This window comes from Nostoc sp. KVJ20 (assembly GCF_001712795.1).
Lineage (GTDB): Bacteria > Cyanobacteriota > Cyanobacteriia > Cyanobacteriales > Nostocaceae > Nostoc.
The window spans coordinates 70,903-94,947 of the sequence record NZ_KV757671.1; the positions used below are offsets into that span (position 1 = coordinate 70,903).

The 24,045-nt window shown below is 42.6% G+C and carries 18 protein-coding genes and 1 pseudogene; 8 read left to right on the forward strand and 11 right to left on the reverse strand.

The genetic code is table 11. From position 1 onward, the window contains the following. Positions 1 to 11: 11 nt before the first annotated feature. Positions 12 to 4,397 carry a PAS domain S-box protein gene (locus A4S05_RS26540; protein ID WP_069072777.1) on the forward strand — a complete coding sequence of 1,462 codons (4,386 nt, stop codon included), beginning with the start codon at positions 12 to 14 and terminating at the stop codon, positions 4,395 to 4,397. 676 nt (positions 4,398 to 5,073) lie between these two features. Further along, a complete protein-coding gene (locus tag A4S05_RS26545) occupies positions 5,074 to 5,685 on the forward strand; it encodes a helix-turn-helix transcriptional regulator (RefSeq protein WP_069072778.1) in 612 nt (203 codons plus the stop codon). Between the two features lie 212 nt (positions 5,686 to 5,897). On the opposite strand, the gene A4S05_RS26550 is transcribed toward A4S05_RS26545, so the two are convergent. Continuing rightward, on the reverse strand, positions 5,898 to 6,380 hold the full coding sequence (locus A4S05_RS26550; RefSeq protein ID WP_069072779.1) for a DUF4168 domain-containing protein: 483 nt from the start codon (positions 6,378 to 6,380) through the stop codon (positions 5,898 to 5,900). Between the two features lie 109 nt (positions 6,381 to 6,489). Then, positions 6,490 to 7,479: a DNA polymerase III subunit delta gene (gene holA, locus A4S05_RS26555; protein WP_069072780.1), complete on the reverse strand. Its 990-nt coding sequence runs from the start codon at positions 7,477 to 7,479 to the stop codon at positions 6,490 to 6,492. A gap of 241 nt (positions 7,480 to 7,720) precedes the next feature. On the opposite strand from holA, the gene A4S05_RS26560 reads away from it, so the two are divergent. Further along, entirely contained in the window at positions 7,721 to 8,509 is a 789-nt protein-coding gene (locus A4S05_RS26560; protein WP_069072781.1) for a DUF1868 domain-containing protein, read from the forward strand. Between the two features lie 114 nt (positions 8,510 to 8,623). Here the strand turns inward: A4S05_RS26560 and A4S05_RS26565 are convergent, their stop codons facing one another. Next, positions 8,624 to 9,409, reverse strand: coding sequence for an RDD family protein (locus A4S05_RS26565; protein ID WP_069072782.1), 786 nt, complete (start codon positions 9,407 to 9,409; stop codon positions 8,624 to 8,626). Between the two features lie 57 nt (positions 9,410 to 9,466). Continuing rightward, complete coding sequence (locus tag A4S05_RS26570; protein WP_069072783.1) at positions 9,467 to 10,300, reverse strand: hypothetical protein; 834 nt, start codon at positions 10,298 to 10,300, stop codon at positions 9,467 to 9,469. A gap of 80 nt (positions 10,301 to 10,380) precedes the next feature. Between A4S05_RS26570 and A4S05_RS26575 the strand changes: the two genes are divergently transcribed. Beyond that, positions 10,381 to 11,334 (forward strand): stage II sporulation protein M, encoded by a 954-nt coding sequence (locus A4S05_RS26575; protein WP_069072784.1) that lies wholly within the window; start codon positions 10,381 to 10,383, stop codon positions 11,332 to 11,334. 405 nt (positions 11,335 to 11,739) lie between these two features. Here A4S05_RS26575 and ruvC read toward each other — a convergent pair whose 3' ends face one another. After that, entirely contained in the window at positions 11,740 to 12,231 is a 492-nt protein-coding gene (gene ruvC, locus A4S05_RS26580) for a crossover junction endodeoxyribonuclease RuvC (RefSeq protein WP_069072785.1), read from the reverse strand. Between the two features lie 175 nt (positions 12,232 to 12,406). Between ruvC and yvcK the strand changes: the two genes are divergently transcribed. Together yvcK and A4S05_RS43650 are read left to right on the forward strand one after the other, a co-directional pair. Further along, positions 12,407 to 13,789 (forward strand): gluconeogenesis factor YvcK family protein, encoded by a 1,383-nt coding sequence (gene yvcK, locus A4S05_RS26585; RefSeq protein WP_069072786.1) that lies wholly within the window; start codon positions 12,407 to 12,409, stop codon positions 13,787 to 13,789. Between the two features lie 302 nt (positions 13,790 to 14,091). Then, entirely contained in the window at positions 14,092 to 14,223 is a 132-nt protein-coding gene (locus A4S05_RS43650) for a hypothetical protein (RefSeq protein ID WP_256091179.1), read from the forward strand. A gap of 79 nt (positions 14,224 to 14,302) precedes the next feature. On the opposite strand, the gene A4S05_RS26590 is transcribed toward A4S05_RS43650, so the two are convergent. Together A4S05_RS26590 and A4S05_RS26595 are read right to left on the reverse strand one after the other, a co-directional pair. Continuing rightward, positions 14,303 to 14,785: a tetratricopeptide repeat protein gene (locus A4S05_RS26590; RefSeq protein ID WP_256091181.1), complete on the reverse strand. Its 483-nt coding sequence runs from the start codon at positions 14,783 to 14,785 to the stop codon at positions 14,303 to 14,305. 38 nt (positions 14,786 to 14,823) lie between these two features. Then, positions 14,824 to 16,578 carry an Hsp70 family protein gene (locus A4S05_RS26595; RefSeq protein WP_069072787.1) on the reverse strand — a complete coding sequence of 585 codons (1,755 nt, stop codon included), beginning with the start codon at positions 16,576 to 16,578 and terminating at the stop codon, positions 14,824 to 14,826. Positions 16,579 to 16,950: 372 nt separating this feature from the next. On the opposite strand from A4S05_RS26595, the gene A4S05_RS26600 reads away from it, so the two are divergent. Further along, on the forward strand, positions 16,951 to 17,619 hold the full coding sequence (locus A4S05_RS26600) for a Uma2 family endonuclease (RefSeq protein WP_069072788.1): 669 nt from the start codon (positions 16,951 to 16,953) through the stop codon (positions 17,617 to 17,619). Between the two features lie 185 nt (positions 17,620 to 17,804). On the opposite strand, the gene A4S05_RS26605 is transcribed toward A4S05_RS26600, so the two are convergent. The 3 genes from A4S05_RS26605 to A4S05_RS42070 form a co-directional block, all read right to left on the reverse strand. Continuing rightward, positions 17,805 to 18,152, reverse strand: coding sequence for a cupin domain-containing protein (locus A4S05_RS26605; RefSeq protein ID WP_069072789.1), 348 nt, complete (start codon positions 18,150 to 18,152; stop codon positions 17,805 to 17,807). Then, entirely contained in the window at positions 18,149 to 21,043 is a 2,895-nt protein-coding gene (locus A4S05_RS26610) for a glycerol-3-phosphate acyltransferase (RefSeq protein ID WP_069072790.1), read from the reverse strand. The genes A4S05_RS26605 and A4S05_RS26610 overlap by 4 nt, the downstream gene beginning before the upstream one ends. A gap of 387 nt (positions 21,044 to 21,430) precedes the next feature. Beyond that, positions 21,431 to 21,607, reverse strand: coding sequence for a hypothetical protein (locus tag A4S05_RS42070; RefSeq protein WP_176727114.1), 177 nt, complete (start codon positions 21,605 to 21,607; stop codon positions 21,431 to 21,433). A gap of 706 nt (positions 21,608 to 22,313) precedes the next feature. Here A4S05_RS42070 and A4S05_RS26615 point away from each other — a divergent pair. Continuing rightward, complete coding sequence (locus A4S05_RS26615; protein ID WP_069072791.1) at positions 22,314 to 23,300, forward strand: SGNH/GDSL hydrolase family protein; 987 nt, start codon at positions 22,314 to 22,316, stop codon at positions 23,298 to 23,300. A gap of 150 nt (positions 23,301 to 23,450) precedes the next feature. On the opposite strand, the pseudogene A4S05_RS26620 reads toward A4S05_RS26615, so the two are convergent. Continuing rightward, positions 23,451 to 24,045: pseudogene (locus tag A4S05_RS26620) on the reverse strand (PD40 domain-containing protein); the annotation flags it as partial.

A 24,045-nucleotide genomic window follows, 5' to 3' on the forward strand; every position in this document is an offset into this window, starting at 1 on the left:
GAGAACACTCAATGTTAAACGTTAACCGCTTGCGGCTGCAAGATATCTTGAAAATCCCTGGCAATTCACTTGTGGCCAAAGTCGCAAGTGCAATCCCCATTTTGGTTGGCAGTTTAGTACTAGTTGGCTGGTGGCTTGGCATTGAAGTTCTTAAGCGCGGCTTTCCCGGTAGTCCTGCCACAATGAAAGTCAACACAGCACTGTGTTTTGTACTGTGTGGTCTGTCGCTGTGGTTATTTTTAAGAACAGAGGAGCAAGGAAGCAGCAAAGAAAGAATAATTCAAAATTACCCCCACAATTCCACAGCCCGCAATGCCAAAGGGGGTTCGTTGAACCGACTCACTCTGCTAATTTCTAGGGTCTGTGCAATAGCTGTCACCACAATTGCTGTTCTCACACTCTGTGAATACGTGTTTGTCTGGAATCTTGGCATTGATGAACTGGTGTTCCGTGATTCGCCAACTAGCATAGCGACATCGCATCCGGGGCGAATGGGGGTGAATACAGCACTGAACTTTATGCTGGTTAGCGTAGGCGTACAGATTCTAATTCATCCAAAAACCCAGCGCAGTTATTGGTATGCCCAGATTCTTGCTCTGGTAGCTACTTTAATTTCCTTTCAGGCGCTCATGGGCTATGCCTACAAGGTGCAAGTTCTTTATGGACTTGCCCCTTATACAACATCAATGGCCTTACACACAGCAGTATTGTTCATTTTACTAAGTATAGGCATTCTATGGGCGCGGGCAGAACAGGGGTTCATGAGGGTAGTTACAGGTGATACTTATGGCGGCTTACTTGCACGTCGTTTATTAGTTGCCGCGATCGCAGTACCTTTTGTATTGGGGTGGTTAATTGTTGAAGGTCAAAGGGCAGAAAAATATGGCCCGGCTTTTGCAGTGTCGCTATTTGCCATTATTCTAATTGTAATTTTTACTATTTTGGTTTGGCAAAGTGCGTCGGTTATTGAACGCCTCAGCCATCAACGCGACCTTGCCCAAGAAGTAGTGAGAACCTACGAAGCTAAACTGGGGAGTTTCGTAGATTCTAACGTCATCGGGATTCTGTTTGGCGATGTGTACGGTGGTATCCACAAGGCAAACGACGAATATCTGAGGATGATTGGTTACACGCGGGAGGATTTGTTAGCAGGTAGGGTAAGTTGGAGCAATCTCACAGCACCAGAATATCGATACTTAGATGAGCGGGGTGTCGCCGAAGCACAAGGAAATGCCAATGCTGCTTGTACGCCCTACGAGAAAGAATATATTCGCAAGGATGGTAGCCGCATCCCGGTTTTAGTTGGTTACGTGCTGCTAGGAGAAAACCGGGAAGAGTCAGTAGCATTTATCCTCGACTTAAGCGATCGCAAGCAAGCAGAAGCAGAGCAACAAAAATTAGTATCGCTGGTAGAAAATAGCTCTGACTTTATTGGTATAACCACCCTTGAGGGTCAATTACTTTACATCAACGATGCAGGTCAAAAGCTGGTAGGGCTTGCCAGTCTTGACGAGGCGAGGCAAAAAGCAGTATTCGATTACGTTATGCCTAAAGACAAAGCCTATCTTCAAGAACATATTCTGCCAACTGTGCTATTACAAGGGCGCTGGCAGGGTGAATTCGGCTTCCGGCATCTCCAAACAGGTCAACCAATACCAGTTGATTACAACATCTTCACTGTTACAGACAAGAATACAGGTCAGCCAATTGCCCTAGCAACTGTGACTCGCAACATCAGCGAACAAAAACAAGCTAAGGAACAAATATTACAACTAAATAGGGATCTACAGCGTCGCATTACTGAGTTACAAACTTTGTTAGATGTAATCCCCATTGGAATTGGCATTGCCGAAGATCCAGAATGCCAAAATATCAAGGTCAACCCTGCTTTTGCCAAACAGTTAGGGATATCATCAGATACAAATGCCTCCCTCAGTGCCCCTAGTGACGAAAGACCGACAGCCTTTAAAATCTACCGAGAAGGAAGGGAATTATCAGCAGAGGAACTCCCGATGCAGTACTCTGCTGCTCATGGTGTCGAAGTTCTGGATTTTGAAATCGATGTCATCCATGAAAATGGAAAACTTGTCAGGCTGTTGGAGTACGTTGCACCCCTGTTTGACGAAGATGGTAAAACCAGAGGATGTATCGGTGCATTTTTGGATATTACGGAGCGCAAACAGGCAGAGGAAATACTTCTAAATCAGCACAAATGGCTAGAGAATGTGTTAAATCTGATGCCAAGACCCTTACTGTTTATCGAACCGGGAACGGCGCGGGTCACTTTTGCCAATCGCTCTGCTGACGAATTAGCTGGGGGCGAATTTCCCAAAGGCGTACCAGCGGCAGAGTATCACACAGTTTACCACTATACAGATGCGGCTGGCGATCGCATCCCCAATGAGCAAATGCCAGGAGTGCGGGTTGCCCTTGGCGAACGTCTAGATGGTTTAGAGATAGACTGGCATACTCCCACTGGTGTCCACTCTCTACTGATATTTGCCGATACTCTGCCAGCAATGCACGGTCATCCAGCTACCTGTATCTTGGTGTTCCAAGATATCAGCAACCTTAAGGAGGCACAAAAAGCACTCTCGTTAGGTTACAAAAGGCTAAAGCTACTATTCGACACAGCTAACGATTTACTATCGAGTCAGCAACCAGTAATACTAATTGATAGCGTCTACCGAAAACTCGCAGACCAAATTGGTTTAGATGTTTACTTTAACTATTTGGTTGAGGATAGCTCTCAGGTAATACGGTTGGGATCTTACAGTGGCATTTCCCCAGAACTGGCAAAGGAAATTGAGTCGTTGGCTTATGGTGAAGCGATTTGTGGTACTGTAGCCCAGGAGCGTTGTGCAATAGCTCTAGAGAATGTCCAGCAATCAACTGACCCAAAAACAGAATTGCTTCGTTCTTTAGGTATTACTGCTTATTATGGTTATCCATTGATTGCCCAAGGGCGGTTGCTGGGTACTCTTTCTTTTGGCAGCCGCACTCGGTTAAGCTTCACCGAAAATCAAAAGGGGATGATGCAAGCAGTATGCGATCAAATAGCGATCGCAATGGAACGGGCTAGTTTAATTGCTTCTTTGCAACTACAAACTGAGCAGTTGCAAGAGGCTAACCGCATGAAGGATGAGTTTCTGGGGATATTGTCTCACGAGTTGCGATCGCCTCTCAACGCTATCCTTGGCTGGGCGCAATTACTACAACGAAGCAAGCTCAATGAAACCCAAATGGCTAGGGCTACGGAGACAATTGAGCGCAATGCCAAAGCACAAACTCAGCTAATTGAAGACTTGCTGGATATATCGCGGATGATTAGAGGTAAGTTACGCCTCAATGTTCGTACTTGTAATTTGGTTTCCATGATTGAGTCGAGCCTAGAGACTGTTAGTCTAGCCGCCCAATCAAAGGAAATCGATTTGAGATTTTCCCTGATTCCCTCAAAAGAAACGCCAAATTCAGATTGCGGATTAGGAATCAATGGCGAAAATCTCGAATCAAGAGAAGTACAATCCCAAAGCAATCAACACTCAGAAAACGGCAAGCTTGCCGAAAATCCTCAATTTCTAGTTTCTGGGGATTTCGAGCGCTTACAGCAAATCATCTGGAATCTGCTATCCAATGCCATCAAATTCACACCCACAGGAGGGCGGGTAGAGGTGCAATTGTCAGTAGTCAGTGGACAAGAAAAACAACAGACAACGGATCAATATGCTCAAATTCAGGTGATTGATACAGGTATTGGTATTAATCCTGACTTTCTTCCTTACGTCTTTGATCGTTTTTGTCAAGCTGATAGTTCTAGCACTAGAAGCTATGGTGGATTAGGACTAGGATTAGCGATCGTCCGTCATTTAGTCGAATTACATGGCGGTACTGTCCACGCAGATAGTCCGGGTAAAGAGCAAGGAGCGACGTTTACAGTCAAACTACCACTTCTAAAGAGTTCCCCCCTGTGCCCCTGTGCCCCCCTGCCCCTCTGCCCCCCCGCCTCTCCCCCCTCCCTCCTTGGCGTGCGTGTGGTGGTTGTAGATGACCAAGCTGATACCCGTGAATTTATCACCACAGTCCTCGAACAGTGCCAAGCCGAAGTTAAGGCAGTAGGATCAGTTCCAGAAGCATTACAGGTAATTACACAGTGGAAACCAGATGTTATAGTCAGCGACATCGGTATGCCCCAAGAGGATGGTTACTCTTTGATCCGCAAACTGCGATCGCAACCCCCAGAATTAGGGGGAAATATTCCCGCAGCAGCGTTGACAGCTTATGCTAGAGCAGAAGATCGGATGCGAGCCATACAAGAAGGTTATCAGCTACATTTACCTAAACCGATTGAAGCAGCTGAGTTAGCTACAGTAGTCGCCAGCCTTGTTGGACGGACTTAGAACGAATGGGGAATTGGGCATTGGGCATTGGGCATTGGGCATTGGGAATAGGGCATTGGGAATAGGGCATTGGGAATAGGGCATTGGTTATTCTCCTTGTCTCCCTCATCTCCCCCTGCTCCCTGCTCCCTGCTCCCTGCTCCCTTGCTTCTTCCCCATTCCCTCGTATATTTTTATTTCAGCATGAATAATGATTGTGTATTGGGGCGATGAATACTTGGTATAAGTAAGCGGCTTCAATACAGTTCGGCTAGCTGGTTTGTTTCTGTATCTCACTCAACTGCATATTGCTATATCTCAACCGTATTGGGAGTTATCCAAAATATATTGAAAGCGGCTTCCGAAATAGGCAATTTAAGAGTTGTATTTAAATCATGTAACCTTAGTTAATTCAAACAGGCTACATAAAACTATAACTTGGATATCTTAAGAAATTAATGTTAAAAATAAAACTTTTGTTTACTTAGTTAGCTGTATTAGTCTGTGGTATTTCCCCTTTGTGTAAAGCTCTTACGTCTCTAATACACTTCTTGTATGCTTTTTAACTTCTTTACTACATTTTCTAAATATATTTATTTAGAAAAATATGTATGTAAAAAATGGATATAAGTAGTCTATATTTCAAGCCTCACGAATTTAATCAAACAAGTACTTTTTATACATTAAGATAACTCCTATGATCGCCCTAACAAACACATTAGTAAAAAAAGTAGCGGAACCACAACAGCTAGATATTATTGATTTACATGACTCGAAGCGGGCTGATTTTTTACAAGAAGTAATTGAAGGCTTAGAAGACGGTATATTAATTTTAAGCCAAGCTGGTGAAGTAGTTCATACTAATGCATCTGCTCATCGTCTTTGTTGTCAATTCAATCAAGATAATTGCAACGACAACTTTGTACCACAAGTTATCTGGGAGCTTTGTAAATCCTTACTTAGCAGTCGGCATTTATTTTCTGATAAGCTAATCATTCTATCAGATGAGATTGTGTTGGATAAGTCAAATGTTTTTCGTGTTAGGGTGAGACTGCTAGATTTAGATGGGTTTGAAGTGCCTTGTTTGTTAGTGACTATCGAAAATCAGTATGAGTCCTTGAAAAGTTTAGCAATCACTGAAGTTAAAAAATTTGACTTGACGCCGCGAGAAGCTGAAATTTGGTTTCTCTATAGAAACAACTACAGCTACAAAGAAATTGCCACTAAGCTTTACATCACCATAAACACAGTGAAAAAGCACATGAAAAATATTCACACCAAGCGACAAGCATATCTTGCAGTTGAATAGTAGCAATAAAACAGGAGTCAGAATTCAGGAGTCAGAATTCATGAATTCAGAAGTAAAACAAACTTTATACCTGGCGTTGAGAAGAATATAATAGGTAGATGTAATTAAATGTAAGATAAATCTTTTGTTCGTAGTGAGGGATTTATCACTTTATACAAGGTTCTAAATGACTAGAGCCACTTACTACGAGCTTTGATTTAGTGAAGCCTTTCTTACGGAGATTCAGGAGTTTGTTGCAGACGTAATAAGGTATTGTAAACCTGCCGTTTTAAAAGATTGTTATTTTGTAGCTCAATAGTAATTTTGTTGAACTGATCAATGCTTAAACCGTTATCTTCGACAATTTTTTGAGAGCGAGTACAGTAATTTACTGCGATATCTTGAGCCTTTCTAGGAAGACCATTTATGCTGTTAGAGTCATTACAAACAATCTTAGGAATTTCTCCATTGCCAATCAGTTTTTTAATTTCTTCAAAGGCATTTTGACGTGCTGGCTCCATTGCTAGCACGGCTTGAGCGTAGCTATTGATTTCAGTGTTGTCAACTATTGGTGCTGGAGTTTGACCATAAGCTTTTGAACTCGGTGAAAAAGCTTGAGAAATCACACTTGCAGTAGCGATCGCGCCAAAAAAGAATGTTTGGTAAAGGATTCGCTTTCGGCTAGATCGGGAAAATAAATCGGAAATTTTCTTCATATAGTGTGTGACGCAGAACTACATCAGGGATATTATAAGGACTTTGAATTATTTTCGGAGTTGGAAGTTCCGGCAACTGCTCAATACATCAAGTTTTTACATTTGATTGTCAATTTTCTCGGCATACTTGGCAAAGTTCGATTATTTTAGTCTGGAGTGTTGACATTTCTGATGCTCCTTGCTTGAGGCTCACTTCTAACTCCAATAGCAGGGGTAAGCAATAGATTAACTGTTGCACAGAAAGTAGTCTGATTTCTTGCTGTAAGAAGTAGATCCGTTTGGGATTACCGATATCAGCAGCCTTAGCGATCGCTTGTTGATTGCGCTCACCACTTTCTATCATAATCTTGACCCATAGCCAGGTGCGAAATTGTCCAATCAGTGTGGCAACTATCCGTAATCCCGGTTCGGAAGCATTGCCCAAATCTGCCAAGGTTGTCAAAGCTTTAGCTGTATCTCCTGTTCTAATTGCTGCTGCTAATTGTAAGCTATTTTGAGTAGTATTTCTTACTAACTTTGTAACAGTATCTACGTCTAAAGGCTTATTGCTTCCTTGGGCATATAGCCGCAATTTCTCTAACTCATTGTAGAGAAGTCGTGTATCATTTCCAACGGATTCTGCCAACAACTGGGCAGTATTGGCAGTCAGTTTCACACCCACAGTCTGGGCTGCTTGATTAACAGATTGCACCAGTAATTCTGTTTTCCAAGGGGGAATGAGGGGAAATTCTCGGAATTCGGTAGCAAACTGTTTTAACAATTTTGTGGATTTGAGTCGTTCATCTGGCTTATTGCGGCTGGTGAGCAATAAAAATGAGTTGTCGGGGATGACAGGTAGCGATCGCCCCAATTCTGCCAACACGTTCTCTGGACAGTGCTGGCATAGAGTTGTATTTATCAGCCATACCAAGCGCCCACCAGCCCCAAAAGTGGGTGTCATGACTTGATTTAACCCCTGGATAGCAGCATCAGCTTGATCTGGGGAGAATGAAGTGTAATTAAAACTTATCCAGTTTGGATCGAGGACGCGATCGCGCAGCATAGCGATCGCCTTTTCCATCGCAAAATCATCTTCACCCCAGTAAACATAGATTGGCATAGATAAATCTCATAATAGATGGACATGGGGCATGGGGCATTGGGCATTGGGCATTGGTTATTTATTTCTCCCTCATCTCCCTCATCTCCCTCATCTCCCTCATCCGCCTCTTTCCCATGCCCAATGCCCAATGCCCAATGCCCAATGCCCAATCTAAAAAACTAAATACTTTTAAAATCATTCTGTTAATTGGGGTAATTTTCCCTAAAATCTATCAAGTGAGAGCGTGAGGCTATAAAGATTGGACGACAACTATCAAACTTACTTAAATCGGTTGGCACGACTGACGCTGCCAGAAGCCTACAGATCCCAAGCCCAGCATATTCAGGAATCTTCTAAATTTCAGCCACATTCTGGGTTGAGACAAGCAGCGTCTTTTCCTGGCTATACGCTAATTACACCGCCGGCAGAAGAAGAATCACAAAACTCTGCTTTCTATACCAAATTACAAACTTACCAACAGGAACTTTTACAGTTGCCTGTAGGCCGTGATTTGATTGTACCTCTAGCTCCTGCTAGCTTCCACGTGACTTTAGCGGATTTAATTTGGGACAGTGCTTATCTTGACGCCTGCGAAAAAAATCCTAAATTTGACGAGGAATTACACTCTTGTTTAGCCGAAACCTTTCAGCAATATCAACAATTGATGACAAACAAGAGTCATCCGATTAAATGGCAAATGCTAGGGCTGATACTGATGCCAAGAGCTATAGCCGTTTGTTTAGTACCTCAAGATGAACGCTGCTACGAGGAAATTATTAAATTTCGCCGAACAATTTATCAAAATCCCAAGTTAATGGCCTTGGGTATTGAGCAGCATTATCATTTTACAGCCCACGTTACATTAGCCTATTTTGGGGAGGTTTCATCTGACTTAGACCGCGTAAATTTCAGCACCATGCTTTCTCAATTGAATGAAAATTGGCTGTTGAATTTGCCAGAATTTTTGATCAATCGCGTTGAATTGCGAAAGTTTGACAACATGACACGCTATTATCGTGAACCAGATTGGCCGATTTTAGATTTTTAAGTAATTAGTTAGTAGTTAGTAGTTAGTAGTCAGTAGTTTCCATTCACTCACTGACAACTGACTACTGATTATTAGTTATGTCTGCCTAACAATACTATAAATCAAATCTCCAGCCTAAAATTCCGGTTGCTGATAACCGAGGTAAATAGCTTCTAAAAATACATCAGGTGTAACACCTTCTGGCAACTTTTCTAAATTAATAATAGCTACAACTTGCTCGGCTAACTTTAGAGATAATGAGGCTCTTGCCTTTAATGACAATGCGCCACGCCGCTGCAAATACTCACGAATAACAGCAAAATCATCTGGCATCAATGGCGATAAATCGGCAATTTGTACTAACTGTTCACGGAGTAACTTTGCCTGTTCTGAAATTGTTAATGTAGGAGATATAGTAGGTGTTTGGGCTTGAATCACAATTGTACCAGCAGCCAAATCACCTAAGCGCTTTTCACGGCTACCCAACATAATTAAAAAAGCGCCAATAAACAAAGTTTCATCAAAGGGTCGCAGTAAAGCACGTAGCGTTGCTTGTTGTAGCCCGATCAGTCTACCATCATCTCGAACTACGCGAATTTTAGCAAACCGTTTACCAGGAGTTTGTCCAAACCATAAGGTTTCAAAAAATATAAAATACCCGACGTAAATTGCAAAGCCGATCAGGAAGAAAATTGCTATTAACCAAAGTCCTAAATTCTGAGCATTCGTAATCAAGTCTTCAAAAAAATTGAACAGTTGAGTAGAAAAGACAGTCCAGGTAAGAAAAAATACAAGCAAGGTTACAGTCAAAACTGTATAGTCAATTAGCAGTGCCAAGGCTCGATTACCGATTCCTGCTAGAGTGAATTCCAACTCTACACTTTCTGGAGTCTGGAATGTGATGCGATTAAAAAAGCGCATATTTTAACTAATTCAAAATTAATAGAGTTGGATTAAGGTGTTAAATTAACAAAAATCTTACAAGGGAGGTTCTCGTAATTGCAAACCTAGACCTTCACGCCGACTACGCAAGTCCAAGTATAAAACAGCTTTTAGTGCTTGCCAGAATGGCATAACTAAAATTCCACCTATCAAGCTTCCAACCCAAGAAATAAAATACACAATTGAGTAGATAGTAGAACCTGGCTCAAGCCTTATTAGGAATAAGCTAGGTATATAGTTTAATACAAACACCAACGGCAATGTCACAATAAAAGCAACTAAAACAACGCCCTGAATGCGAAATACTGAGGCTTTAGTTAACTCCCAACTTCTGGCAACACTTTCGCCACCATTGATATTTTCTTCAACTGCTAAAGGCACTTCAGCTATTATCCAACGAGAGTAAAACCAGGTTAGTCCTAAGAGCACAACAACTACGGTTACAATTATTGCCAATGTGGTTACGACTATAATGCTGGAAGTACCTAATATTCCTCCTAATACTACTCCGATCAAGCCAGCTAGCACACCACCTATGATCGCCATTCCAAAATAAATTAAAAGCAAAGATATTGCTACTTGAAAACCAACTCTCAAAAATGACCAAAGACGCGGATTAATATGGTTCTTGGCAGTTTGAACACCTTCCGGCTGATAAATCAATTCTCCAAAAGCCAAGCGTGAAATTAGTCCAGAAATGGCTGCATATTTTGCCCAGCCATAAATCGGAACTAGAATCCACAAGTGAGCGATCGCAGCTAGATTAAGATAAGTCTTCAGATGAGAACGATACAACCGCACCGCAGCACTGACAACATTACCGATACTCAGTGGTTGTATCTGACCAGAAGATCCAAAGTTTTCAGACATAATGGCACATTTTCCTTGAAATTACGGAGATGAATTTGAGGCTATCTTAAGCTAAGTTAAACTCAGTGTTCCCAAAATTCATGAATATTCAACGTTGGATTGCGCGACGAGAACCAAATTGGCAGCGTTTGGATGCCCTATTAAGGCAGATAGAAAAAAAAGGGCTAAAGTCCTTACAGGCAGCAGAAATTAGAGAGTTAGCGAGTTTGTATCGTTCCGTAGCAGCAGACTTGGCACGTGCCCGCACTCAGCAAATCGGTAATACTTTGATTCAAAGTTTACAATCTTTAACAACTCGTGCGTACACGCAGATTTACCAAGGTTCGCGGCGACAAGAATGGCAGGCGATTCTAGAATTTTACCGCTGGGGATTACCATCTGTAGTCCAGAAAACATTTGTATACATTGCTGCTGCAACGGCTCTGTTTCTACTGGGGGGATTAGTGGCTTGGTGGTATTCTTGGCAAAACCCCAGCTTCATGCCTTTAATCGTACCTGAAAACTTGATTACCAAGGTGCGAGATGAGCAAAAATTATGGATGGGGTCAATTGTCGGCATTGAACCTCTGGCATCCAGCGGTATTATGATCAATAACCTAGCGGTGTCTTTTGGGGCTGTTGCCGGTGGGATCACTGCTGGGCTATACACAGCTTATTTGATGGTATTTAATGGCTTATTAATTGGTGCTGTTAGCACTTTGGTTGCTCAAAATAATCTAGCTTATCCTTTTTGGGCCTTTGTATTTCCGCATGGTTCCTTAGAATTACCTGCGATATTTTTTGCTGGGGGTGCGGGATTTTTATTAGCAAGAGCAATTTTATTTCCTGGTAAATATCGCCGTGGAGATGCACTAAAGTTTTACGGTTCTCAGGCAGTGCAGCTAGTATTTGGGATTGTACCGATGCTGATTATTGCTGGTGCGATCGAAGGCTTCTTTTCACCTAATCCCAGCGTACCTGATGCCATTAAATATCTGGCAGGAATAGGATTATTTATACTTTTGGTAATGTATTGTAGCCGCAAGAAAGCATAAAATAATTAGCAAAAAAAACGTTAGGACGAAGTTAAATTTATAGTTTACTGTCTACTTCAGGGTGTTTTTCTCCTCTGGCTAATATTTGGTTGGAACACTTAAATCGACAGTTGTAGCCGTAGTCATACAGGTTATGACAGTGTTGATTTCTCAAAGTCCTGAAACAACTGGGTTTTTACTCAGTACTTAGCTATATATAAGAATCCGCTTTGATTTCTGAACTAATTTGCGTAGGCAGGCAATAGGGAATAGGCAATCTTGCTACAGTCAAGAAAGCTTCTTAGTTGTACTGAGTTTTTTCACCAAATCAAATATGAGTCCTATATTCACTCCCATTATGAGTAAGGGTGGGTTCCTCCTGCCTTGTTTACGACACGCTCTTGCGTTCGACCTCCTGAAAAACACCTACAACTGATAAGAAGCCGTCAAAGCCACTGCTAAAGCATCCGCAGCATCATCAGGCTTAGGAATCTCATCTAAATCCAACTCCCGCGCCACCGCTTCTTGCACTTCCGACTTATCGGCATTGCCATATCCTGTTAAAGCTTGTTTAATTTGAGCAGGAGTAAATTCTACATAGGGAAGACGACGCTGACCCAATACCAAAATGACTATACCCCGCGCTTGTGCAACCAGGATTGTACTTGACATACGATAGAAGAATAGTTTCTCGATCGCAACCAAATCCGGTTTAAATTCCTCCATCACGGTGTGTAAATCATCGAATAAGGTACATAGGCGCTGTCCCATTTCTACATCTGCCGATGTTTTAATTACTCCAAAATCCAGCATATTTACTGTAGTCTCTTGCACCTTTTTGGGATTTTGTATGCAGCTAATTGCCCCAAATCCTAAAATTGCTAGTCCTGGATCTAACCCTAAAATTCGTTTTTCCATCAAATTCACTTTTACCAAACCAGGGTATTGTTTAACTAGGAATACTGGCAATCTTGACCACTTGCTCTTAAGTCTAATGGGATTGACAAATATAATAGTTTCACGCCTAGGGTTTTAAACCAAGTGGTGTACATTTTCTGTTAATTATTGTTTGTAGCACTGCTCCGAATCAGGTATGTCAATTGGTTTTCTTAGACAAGCCCTCAAAGCCCTGCAAAAGCAGTCGCGTTCTCGTACTTCCTATCGGGTTAACCAGTGGTTCAAATGGTTATCCCCTGGACTATCGGTAAAACGTTGGTTGTTGATCAGTGTTGGGGGTGTACTGCTGGCGAGTTTGGGGTTAGCGATTTGGATTAAGCTGACCCCAATTTTTTGGATGATCGAGTTGGTTAGGGGTTTCCTAGGAGTAATCACCAACATCCTACCCAACTATATCAGTGGCCCTTTGGTGCTGCTTGGTGGTTTGCTGTTGGTGCTTTGGGGGCAAACTCGCACCGTAGGCTCAATTACTAAGGTACTGAGAGCAGAAGGTGGCGAGGAACTCATTGATGTCTTGATGGCTCATCGTCGATTGTACCGAGGCCCGAAAATAGTAGTAATTGGTGGTGGTACAGGACTTTCTACGTTGTTGAGGGGATTGAAAACCTACAGCGCTAATATTACTGCGATTGTAACTGTAGCCGATGATGGTGGATCTTCTGGACGATTGCGCCAAGAATTTGGAGTCTTACCACCAGGGGATATTCGCAATTGTTTGGCTGCACTAGCAGATGAAGAAAAGTTATTAACAGAATTGTTTCAATACCGTTTTCGGGCTGGAGATGGATTAACGGGTCACAGTTTTGGCAATTTGTTTTTAACGGCAATGAGTGATATTACTGGAGATTTAGAACAAGCAGTTGCAGCCAGTTCTAAAGTGCTAGCAGTGCGGGGACAAGTACTACCAGCTACTCTCAGTGATGTTCACCTCTGGGCAGAATTAGCCGATGGTCGTCGTATTGACGGGGAGTCTAGCATTCCCAAAGCTGGCGGTAAAATTGTCAAAATTGGCTGCATTCCAGCTAATCCTCCGGCGGTACCAGCAGCTATTAAGGCACTTAAAGAAGCTGATTACATTATCATTGGGCCAGGTAGCCTTTATACAAGCCTGATTCCTAATTTACTAGTACCAGAAATTGCCGATGCGATCGCTCAAACAGATGCCCCCCGTATTTATATCTGCAATATAATGACTCAACCAGGTGAAACTGAAGGCTACACTGTTGCCGATCACATCAGAGCAATTGATGCTGCTTGTGGAGAAAGACGGCTATTCGATGCTGTATTAATACATAAAAAATCGCCATCAGAGCAATCACTCATCCGCTACGCTCAACAAAACTCCCATCCTGTTTTCCTCGATAGAGAAGCTGTAATTCAGCTAGGGCGAAGAATTGTTCCAGCTAATGTTTTGTATGAAGATGAAACGGGTTTTGTACGTCACAATCCCCAGAAACTAGCACAAGTGTTATTGCGCTGGTACGGTAGAGGCAATCACGGAAGAAAAGATGTTTCTTGAGAAGTAGTTAACAGCAGAGGCTTTAGCCTTAAAATCTTACATAACAAGGCTTTTGGCATTTCCTCGCTGAAAGAATGATAACAGTATTTTTTGCTATCAATTATCATTCTTTGTGCGAGGTTTTACTGTGGTTGGAATATGTTCCTGTTTCAATACTTCTCGGATAAGCATTTTGAACTCGGAATTGGGTTTTGGGAAAAGGTTAAAGGTTTTTTCTTTCCCCTTACCCCTTACCCTTTTCCCCAAAACCCGACAAGTATTGGTTCCTATTTAATCGCTTCCTCCATTCGATAATTCAGTTTGTGCTAGTCAGTATGATGACGATCGCAATCGTACTTGCTTGGAGTGCGATCGCTCACCCTCAAGCGCCAACTGGGGATCTATTCTCTTCTCACATGGCTACTGTTTTGGGCATTAAAATATTCTCGCCTTAAAACTCTATCCTTTCATGGGTAGAGTATTCTGAATTCTGAATTCTGAATTCTGACTCCTGTTTTATTCTTTGGTAGTCCCTTAAGTCTGATTATTTTTTGCCATTAACTGGATCATTTGCAGACAATCACAAGCGATCGCATTTTCTGGGTCAAATTTGAGTGCTTGTTGCCAAGATGCGATCGCTTCTCGAAACTCTCCTTGTAATGCCCATAGTTTCCCCGCTAAGGCATGGAAGTCTGCATTGCTGGAATACAAAGCAATAGCTTGATTGTTGTGCATTGCTGCTTCAGAATAACGTCCTTGTGATAATAAATACAGCGCTTCTCTGTGATCCCAAATAGCTTGGTCGTGCAGAGAGAATAAATCAGATAAGTCTACCTTGCAGCGTTTGCAAGTTATGGATGGGGCATTGAGCATTGGGCATTGGGCATTGGTTATCTCTCTTGTCTCCTTGTCTCCCTCATTTTTCCCTGTTTCCCTGCTACCTTTTGTTGGACGATAAATTGCTCCACAGACAGGACATTTCATAGTTATTTCATATAGATGTTCAATAATTGCCATGCCCCATGCCCAATTCCCTATTCCCAATTCCCTATTCCCTATTCATTAGTGCTGATATAGTAAAGAAAATCTTCCAGTTCTGTTTGTAACTGAGTTAATTCTGCGCTATTATCAGCGATCGCATTTTCAATCTGGTCTAATAAATCTTGTAATTCCTCTGCTTGTTCTTCGTCTACGGTAAGAAGTGCTTGCCCCGCGCCATTTAAAAGTGCTGCCAATTCTGGAGTGATTTCTACAGACTCGATTGAATCTTCTGCGGAGATTTCAATTGTTTCATCACTTTCAAATAATGCTTCTAAATCTGCCCTTGCTTGCTTCAATTCATGGCTGGAAAGTTTCTGTATCCCTGCATTATTTACTACTAGCGTCCCTTGTTGTCCTTTGCCTTTCTCGGTGGTGGTGACGGTGAGAATACCATTCAGGTCAAAGTCAAAGTGAACTTCAACTTGAATCCCTCCTGCTGGTTTGAGTGGTAAGTTTTCCACTCTAAAGGAACCCAGAGGAACATTTTCTTCGGCGATCGCATTTTCACCTTGGAAAACTTCGATTTCTACCGCGTCTTGCTCATCAAACAAGGTGGAATAAACATGAGAGCGGGAAACGGGAACAACGCTATTGCGGGGAATAATCACACTAAAGTAACCTGGCATAATACCCATTGGTGTAGGCACAGCCGCAGCAATGCCGAGGGAATGGGGAATTACATCTACAAGAATGGCGTCCACAGATTCACCTACCAGCACCCCCGCTTGCAAAGCTGCTCCTAAAGCTACACAAAGGTCTGGTTGAATACCATCAGTAGGAGTTTGTCCCAGATGCTCTGCGATCATTTCTTGCACCAAAGGAATGCGTGTAGAACCACCAACTAGAATAATCCGGTCAATCTCATCGGCTTCCAGGTTAGCGTCTGTGAGGGCGCGGTCAATTGCCTCTAGGGTTTCTTCTAATAGTGGGCGAATCGACTTTTCAAAATCTGCTCGCGCTACTTCTGTCTCTAGATGTAGTGCAGTCTTGCCTTTACTACCCAAAAATGCTTCCCGGACTGTAGCAAAGGCATGGGAACTCAGGTCAATTTTTAACTGCTCTGCGGCTCTCAGGAGACGCGCTTGGGTTGCGGCATCATCAGGCACATCTACCCCATGCTGTTTGCGGAATAGCTCCGCCAAATGGAGTTGCAAAAGCCTGTCGAAATCATCTCCACCCAAACGATTATTACCATGACTAGCTAATACTTCGGTGACTTCGCCCGTAATTTCAACTACAGATACGTCAAAAGTACCACCTCCCAAGTCATAAACTACAATTCGTTCTGTCTCTTCGGAACGCAAATCATAAGCTAAAGCCGCCGCCGTGGGTTCATTGATAATTTGCAGTACCTCCAAACCAGCAATCTCACCAGCAGTTTTAGTTGCTTGTCGTTGAGCATCTGTAAAATAAGCTGGAACCGTAATCACTGCTTGGGTAATTGTTTCCCCTAAAACATTCTCAGCCCGTTGTTTCAGGGCGCGGAGAATAATAGCGGAAACTTCATGAGGTAAGTATTCTTTATCTCCAAAAGTGGTTTTATGGTCAGTTCCCATCCAGCGCTTAATTGACTTGACAGTGCGTTCAGGTGCTGCTGCATACTGACGGAGGGCTTCGCGTCCCACCAGCAATTTCCCTGTATCGCTAAATCCCACACAGGAAGGTAAAATCAGGTCGCCATCTTCACCTGGCAATACTCGTACCTGTCCGTTTTCGACGATCGCCACTTCGGAATTAGTTGTACCTAAGTCAATACCAACTGCTTTCATAAAATTCCAAGTTAGTTTAAAAGTTATTTGCCCCTAGTACCGCAAGGCGGAATTAAAAATTAAAAATTAAAAATTAAAAATGAATACAGCATAAGGGTTTCGTTGATTTGGAATGATTGGTTTATTTCCGCCGTGTTGTACTAGTTTTAGCTCTGCGGTGCAATTGCATGGAGTGGAGTGCCCTTTGGGCGATCGCAAAATATTGTATTTTTGAAGCATGACAGCTTCACCATTTAGATACAAGGTTACATGATATTGACCGCTACGGTGTAGCGAGTTGGGATGAAAATGCGTTCAACTTCCATCTGGAAAATCTATCCGCAGTCCCCTAGATTAGAGATAATATTTCCAAAGCAAAAACTCTCAAAAGCCATGACTCAAGCTATACCCAAGCTAGTAACCTTTGAGGAATTCGTCGATTGGCTACCCGAAAATTCGGCGGTACGCTACGAACTACATAACGGAGACATTGTTGAGATGGCGCAACCAGTAGGGGAACACGAAGAAGTAAAAGGATTTCTAGGTATCGAAATTCCTGTTGAAATCAAACGTCTAGCATTACCCTACTTCATGCCCAACCAAGCTATAGTTAGACCTCTCGAAAAAGATTCTGGTTACTTCCCAGATGTGTTGGTGCTAAACCGTGCAAATCTGCCAAACGAAAAATTATGGAAAAAAGAATCTACCGTGAGTTTGGGTGCATCGATACCTTTGGCAATTGAGGTTGTCTCAACCAACTGGCGGGACGATTACTATTTAAAATACGCTGACTATGAAGAGATGGGTATCTCGGAATACTGGATTGTCGATTATGCTGGCTTGGGTGGACGTAATTTTATTGGCAATCCTAAACAACCGACAATTTCTGTCTGTAACTTAGTTGATGGAGAATATCAGATAAGTAAGTTTCGAGATAGCGATCGCATTATTTCTCAAACTTTTTCCGAATTGAATCTCACCCCAAACCAGATTTTTCAGGCTGGTATGACATACTCCCCAGCCTCGAAGGGTGGGGATTCTGGGGTAATGAGTAATAAGTAATAAGTAATGAGTAAATACCCATTTCTGATCCACTCATTACTCATTACTTCTAACTCCTAACTCATTACTCATTACTTCTAACTCATTACTCATTACTCATTACTCATTTAATTTGGTTCACAGATGATAAAAAGCCGTCCTCAAAGGACGGGGCTTCAGACCCAAGTTTTTGGTGATGTAGCGTTTTAAGCTGATATTTCCACTCGTAAACCAAAGTATGTCAAAACAAGCTCAGTTGAGCCACTATTGACAACTTCATGTACTTCTCCTGGTTCTATGGCTACGCAGTTTCCCGGTAGTAGGGGGTATTCTTTACCATCAATGTGAATTACTCCTGAACCAGCTTCCACAAAGAATACTTCACACATATCTTGGTGCGCGTGTGCTGGTGCGGTTTGTCCAGGAGCAAAACGTGCTTGAGAAAAGTTAGTCAGGTGAGGTAAATCGCCGAAGCGTAGCATTACCTTTTTCTTGATTTCGGGATTGTGAGAAACAGACTCTTCAGGCAAGTTTTTCAGAGAAGTGGTAATCATTCGGGTCTTAAATCGTTAGATAATTCCACAATACCTCTAGACCCATCAATCCGTACCCGTTGACCATCTTGCAAAATCCATGTAGCACCTCTAACATCCATTACAGCGGGAATTCCATACTCACGAGCAACGATCGCACCGTGAGAAAGTCTGCCACCAGCTTCGGCTATTAATCCCCCAGCCCTTAATAACAAGGGTGCCCAGCCGGAATCTGTGTAAGGCACTACCAGAATCGTATCTCGGTCAATCTCTGGAATATCTTGTAAATTTCGCAACACCTTCACTCGTCCTTCGGCTTGCCCGTGACTGGCTCCAATGCCTTGTAAAATTTGGTCAGAGTAGAGTGGAGAGGGAGCTAAGGGATGAGGAGGTGTATTGCCGTAGACTAAAAAGGGTATTTGAATAATCTCGCTATCTTGGACAAATTGCGATCGCCTAAATTCCACTAACTCATCTAACTGCTCAATTAAACTGGCATCTTCATCCACAATTAAACGCCGCACTTCATCAAAGTTGAGAAAAAAGATATCGCCTGTTTTTTTGAGTAAGTCGGACTTTAACCAAACTTTCTCTAAAGCGACAAAACTCCAACGCAATTCAGCTAAAAGCCGGGAATAAACTTCGGTAACTCGTCCTTTGATATCTACACGACGTTGGACAAAAGAGCGTTTGCGTTTAACAGCAAAGATACTATTAATCGCATCTTTTGCCCCTGCTTGTGGTTCGTTCCCCTGCATTAACTGCACAAACATCTGCTTGATCATCTGGGGATTTTCCCGCCAAGTGGGAACGGAGATATCAGTTCCCACTTCACTTAAATAGCCGTAATCCTGAAGCAATTCGTTAAATTCTTCTAGGATCTTTTCTCCCTCTGGGGTTTGCTTTAATTGCTCAAATACCTGCTGTGGCTCAAATTCCTGCAATACCTGCTTGGCATCTGTAGCTATTCCACTGAGCGATCGCAATGCCGCTACTTCTGGGGTAACACTGTTATCAATCTGGCTATCCTTTACCCGAAAAATCGCCTGTCTCAGGGCTGCACTTAAGGGAGCTAAAATGCTGTAATACGTACCATGACGCAGTAACTCCAGAATAAAATCAATTCTTGCCAACAGCTTGGCTGGTTCCAAGTTATCTATATCTTCCTGTGCCAACTGTGACAACCCAGGAATGAAGCGTTTGTGATAATCCTGCTTGAAATCCTTTTCTAAACTTAATTCCCGCTTCAGCAACTTCCCTAGTCCTGGCAAATTTTCCCAGGTTGATTGCAAGGAAGGTTTACTTAATTTAGCTCCTCTGGTTAAAAATTCCAGACTTTCCGGCGGCAGTCCCATCCGGAGAAAAATATCTCCTAAGAGGGATGCATTAAAATAGGCTCTGGAATAATGCAGAGTTGCTGTCTCGGCAAAATCTAACCCCAAGGCGCGATCACCTAAAACTAAAGTAAACAGTTCTCCCCAAACTCCACAAGTTAAGGGACGATTAATTGACCATGTTAAGGGGTGAATTACTCCGGGAATCACTTCAGCAGCGATTTTGCGTGTCCACATGGGCAATAGAGTGGTGATCGGTCGAGATTGCAACACCCAGAGTGTTTGACCGTCATAACTCCACTCAATATCTTGAGGAGTGCCATGATAGCGTTTTTCGAGTCGGTAGGCTAAGTATGCAACTTGCTTGATTAATCCTTGTGGGACTCGTCCTTCACCCTCTAATTGTATAGAGTAAGAATTTTCCGTTTCAACGACAAAAGCACGATATTGTTCTGGTGTGACTTTTCCCGAAACTACTTGCATCGGGCTACCTGGAAGGGCTTCAATGATAATCGCATCACCTTGCTGGGTAATGGGATCGCGGCTGAAAGCGACACCAGAATATACACTCTGGACTTGTTGTTGAATCAACACAGCCATTGCTGTATCATTTAAACCGCGATCGCGCCGATATTGGACAGCAGATGGATGATTATAAGAAGCTTTAACTTTAGCGATCGCTGTTTGTAATGCCTCTGGGCTGGTAACATTTAAAACTGTTTCATATTGCCCAGCAGCGGAAGCGTTTTCTGAGTCTTCTCCAATAGCCGAGGAACGTACCACTAGGGGGGATAATTCTGATGGCTGGAGAAATTCTGTCAACCCTTGGGGATCGTCAATTGGGGCGAGTACCCACCCCTTCGGAACTGAATAGCCCCAGCGCTTAATTTGAGATAACGTAGCTGCCTTTTCTCCGACGATGGCAGCATTCAACTCTTCATCTAAAGAAACCATTGTGCGATCGCCGCGTAAAAATTCCAACATCGCTTGCGATTCTGTTTGTGCCTCTTGGGCTGGCAGATTCATATCATCAGGAATTCTGGTATAAATCCAGGCCATTAAAGCAGCTAAAGCGACAGCAGCAAGCATTCTGGGGATATCGTTCAGGTGCAGCAGGGTAACAAACAGAGGAAAGAGCAGTAAAACTCCAAATTTAACTACCTTTCTGGATTGCAGAATTGTAAAACTAATACCTGCAAAGAAAGATACAAATATTGCCACCAGTGGATCATGTACGACAAATCCCCAGACAACATTTGTCGTACCTGCCCCTCTGCCTATCCAGTATCTACCGATTACCAGAGCGATTAGAGCAATTAATTCCCAAGACGAGCCATCTGGGAAGAAAACGCGGCTGAGTAAGACTGCCGCAACTCCTTTCAAAGCCTCTGACAAGACTGCCAGAATTCCGACAAATTTACCGCCATGATAAAAGGCAGCCGATACACTAATATTTTTTGTACCCAGTTGTGATAATTGCTTACGCTTTAGGGCGTAAGTAATCCATGCAATCAGGGGTAATCCGCCCAAGAGGGGGCAGATAATTAAAATAACTAAGACACCCCAAGGTTCAAACATTCTGGATTTTGGATTTTAGATTTAAATTTTCCATCTAAAACCTCAAATCTCAAATCTAAAGTTTTTCTGAAATTTTTGATGGTGATTAGGGCGCTTTTATTGAAAAGAATTCAGGAGTCAGAATTCAGGAGTCAGAATTCAGGAGTCAGAATTCAGGAGAATATTTGATAAATAGAATATAGTAATCATACTAGACTCCTTATGCAGACAGGATATTTTAAGTTTCTCAACTACACAAACTAGCTTTTCAAACTAGCCGTCAAGCCTGTTTTACTTCTGAATTCTAGATTCTGAATTCTGACTCCTGAATTCTGTATTCTTCTTTAAGGACACTTGGCTACCACGGAAACCGTTTAAGACAAGTGTCCTTCTAGGCTACTAATGGTTTTAGTTTAGCGCATAGGCAGCTTGCAGCGCCCAGATTATGAGAGCAGCGATCGATCCCAAAAGCAACACGGTAGAGATGGTGACTACTTTTGGGGAATCTGCACCCTCAAATTTCATAATTCCTCGATTTAAGTCGGACATAGCTTTGTAATCCTCTGTTGTTGGAGCATGAAACATTTGTCCGTTTTGATTGTAGTCCTTCTATTTGCGGATAATGTTAAATTCCTAATACTATTTTGTTTAACCTTCACAATTTTTAAAACCCCAGAATTACTTACTTCTCTAGAGGTATTAGTATGATTTATACAAAATGGAATGGGAATAGGGAATAGGGAGTGGGGAATGGGGAATGGGGAATGGGGAATGGGGAATGGGGAGTTCACAAACCCAACTTTACGCGATGTGCAACTTAATATTCTGACCTCACTTCCATTCCTCTCTCCTAAGAGGCTACCGTGCATACACAAGTTGAGTTGGGAATCAGATGGACACAAAAGAACGGAAAATTATTTTTAAAATCCTTGATTTTCCGTTAAACCTCTATCAATAAGCTGACACTATTGATAATTAGCTTGCTCTGTTCAAAACCTTGCCTACTAAGGCTTGTATCTTACCAGGCAAGGATTTTAGGACTTGTGTATACACAGTAGCTCCTAAGAGGAGAGAGGCTTTGATTTTTGCTCCCCAACGCTAGTAGGGAAGGGGTTGGGGGTTAGGTTTGAGATCAAGTCGCACATGGCGTAACTTTCATTTTTGGAAGCTCAACTTTGAGCCTAAACCTTCTACTCTAACTTCCTATGCCCAATGACCAATGACCAATGACAAATGACAAATGACAAATGACCAATGACAATTGACAAATGTGTATAAAAGGTTGTGGGTAGTGAAAGTGGCACTGATCGTAATTGCGGCGGTGGTTGTGGGATTGTTTGTGGTAGTGGAGAGCGGACTGCGATCGCTGTTTGGTTTTGGTAATCCCCTGATTTATATTGGCGATGAACAGATTGGTTATTTATTAGCTCCTAACCAACGTACCCGTCGTTTTGGTAATCGCATTGAAATTAATGAGTATTCTATGCGGGGTAGTCCGATAAAAAAGATACCTGCATCTTCTGAACTGCGAGTTTTACTGCTGGGTGATTCTATTGCTAATGGTGGCTGGTGGACAGATCAGACTAATACAATATCTAGTTTGATGATGCGTTCTCTAGCGTCATCCACTAATAGTAATTACCAGGGAGTAGAAGTGCTAAATGCTTCAGCTAACTCTTGGGGACCAAGGAACGAATTAGCTTATTTAGAGAAGTTTGGCAATTTTAACGCGCAAGCAGTGGTGTTATTAATTAATACTGATGATTTGTTTGCAACTCCTCCCACATCTTTACCAGTAGGACGCGATCGCAATTATCCAGATCGTAAACCTCCTTTGGCATTAATGGAAGTGTGGCAGCGTTATATCGTTAAGCAAAAGCCAATTCCTGAACTGCAAGCAGTGCAGAATGAACCAGGCGATCGCGTGGGGATTAATCTGGAGGCGATCGCTAAAATTCAAGCCCTGACTCGTCAAACCAACAGCCAATTTCTGCTAGTTATGACTCCCTTACTGCGAGAAATTGGTGAACCAGGCCCCCGCGATTACGAAATTAAAGCACGTCAGCGCTTGAGCGACTTTACTAAAGCGCAGCAAATTAACTATATAGATTTTTTGCCGAACTTCAATTCAAACACCAACCCGCAAGGTTTGTTTCACGACCATATTCACCTCAACTTGCAAGGAAATAAATTTGTCAGTGAAGTTATGGAGCGATCGCTTTTGGAAATACTGGGGGAAGTGTCACTTCATCGCTATAGCGGTTCTCGACAAGCATAAAGTACAATTTTGACCTCACATTCCATTCCTCTCTCCTTTTAGGCTACGGTGTACACACAAGTAGACCCAGAGCAAGTTTCCAGCCAAAATCAGTTGAGTTGGGGTTTAAATCCCTAACTCCAACTGTCTTTAATTTTGAATTTTGAATTGTTAATGGTTCTCTGTGGGTACTGATTGCCAAGCAAGGCGATCTTTCCAGTGCGATGTGAAATTAACTTGAACTACTTGGTTAAAGTCCTCCAAAGCTGCTGAAAAAGTTTTCTCTTTTAGCTTTGCTGCACCTTGGTTGTGCAACTGTTTAGGGAATTGTGGATTCCATACATATTTTTGACAAGTTTGGTGGGCAATTTCTACATCACTGCCATTTTCAGGATTTTGAAAGACGGGATGATAATGTAACCTGTTGCAGCAAACTTGCAACCATTCTTGCCACCCACATTGCCACAAGCGGACTGTTCCATCAAGACTACCACTGGCAATCAGTTTCCCATCAGGGCTAAAAGCTGCGGAATTTACCCAATACTCATGCCCGCGCCAAGGTTGACCAATGAGGTTGCCGTGAATATCCCACAAGCGCACTGTCGAATCATTGCTGGCACTAATAATCCACTGACCATCAGGGCTAAAGGCTACAGAATTAACTTCTTTTTCATGTCCGCGCCAAGGTTGACCAATGGGGTTGCCGTGAATATCCCACAAGCGCACTGTCGAATCATTGCTGGCACTAATAATCCACTGACCATCA

What these genes read in the sequence shown, in the direction of transcription:
- A4S05_RS26540 (WP_069072777.1), top strand. Translation starts at nt 12, where the DNA reads ATGTTAAACGTTAACCGCTTGCGGCTGCAAGATATCTTGAAAATCCCT.
- A4S05_RS26545 (WP_069072778.1), top strand. Translation starts at nt 5,074, where the DNA reads ATGATCGCCCTAACAAACACATTAGTAAAAAAAGTAGCGGAACCACAA.
- A4S05_RS26550 (WP_069072779.1), bottom strand. Translation starts at nt 6,380, where the DNA reads ATGAAGAAAATTTCCGATTTATTTTCCCGATCTAGCCGAAAGCGAATC.
- holA (WP_069072780.1), bottom strand. Translation starts at nt 7,479, where the DNA reads ATGCCAATCTATGTTTACTGGGGTGAAGATGATTTTGCGATGGAAAAG.
- A4S05_RS26565 (WP_069072782.1), bottom strand. Translation starts at nt 9,409, where the DNA reads ATGCGCTTTTTTAATCGCATCACATTCCAGACTCCAGAAAGTGTAGAG.
- A4S05_RS26570 (WP_069072783.1), bottom strand. Translation starts at nt 10,300, where the DNA reads ATGTCTGAAAACTTTGGATCTTCTGGTCAGATACAACCACTGAGTATC.
- A4S05_RS26575 (WP_069072784.1), top strand. Translation starts at nt 10,381, where the DNA reads ATGAATATTCAACGTTGGATTGCGCGACGAGAACCAAATTGGCAGCGT.
- ruvC (WP_069072785.1), bottom strand. Translation starts at nt 12,231, where the DNA reads ATGGAAAAACGAATTTTAGGGTTAGATCCAGGACTAGCAATTTTAGGA.
- yvcK (WP_069072786.1), top strand. Translation starts at nt 12,407, where the DNA reads ATGTCAATTGGTTTTCTTAGACAAGCCCTCAAAGCCCTGCAAAAGCAG.
- A4S05_RS26590 (WP_256091181.1), bottom strand. Translation starts at nt 14,785, where the DNA reads ATGGCAATTATTGAACATCTATATGAAATAACTATGAAATGTCCTGTC.
- A4S05_RS26595 (WP_069072787.1), bottom strand. Translation starts at nt 16,578, where the DNA reads ATGAAAGCAGTTGGTATTGACTTAGGTACAACTAATTCCGAAGTGGCG.
- A4S05_RS26600 (WP_069072788.1), top strand. Translation starts at nt 16,951, where the DNA reads ATGACTCAAGCTATACCCAAGCTAGTAACCTTTGAGGAATTCGTCGAT.
- A4S05_RS26605 (WP_069072789.1), bottom strand. Translation starts at nt 18,152, where the DNA reads ATGATTACCACTTCTCTGAAAAACTTGCCTGAAGAGTCTGTTTCTCAC.
- A4S05_RS26610 (WP_069072790.1), bottom strand. Translation starts at nt 21,043, where the DNA reads ATGTTTGAACCTTGGGGTGTCTTAGTTATTTTAATTATCTGCCCCCTC.
- A4S05_RS42070 (WP_176727114.1), bottom strand. Translation starts at nt 21,607, where the DNA reads ATGTTTCATGCTCCAACAACAGAGGATTACAAAGCTATGTCCGACTTA.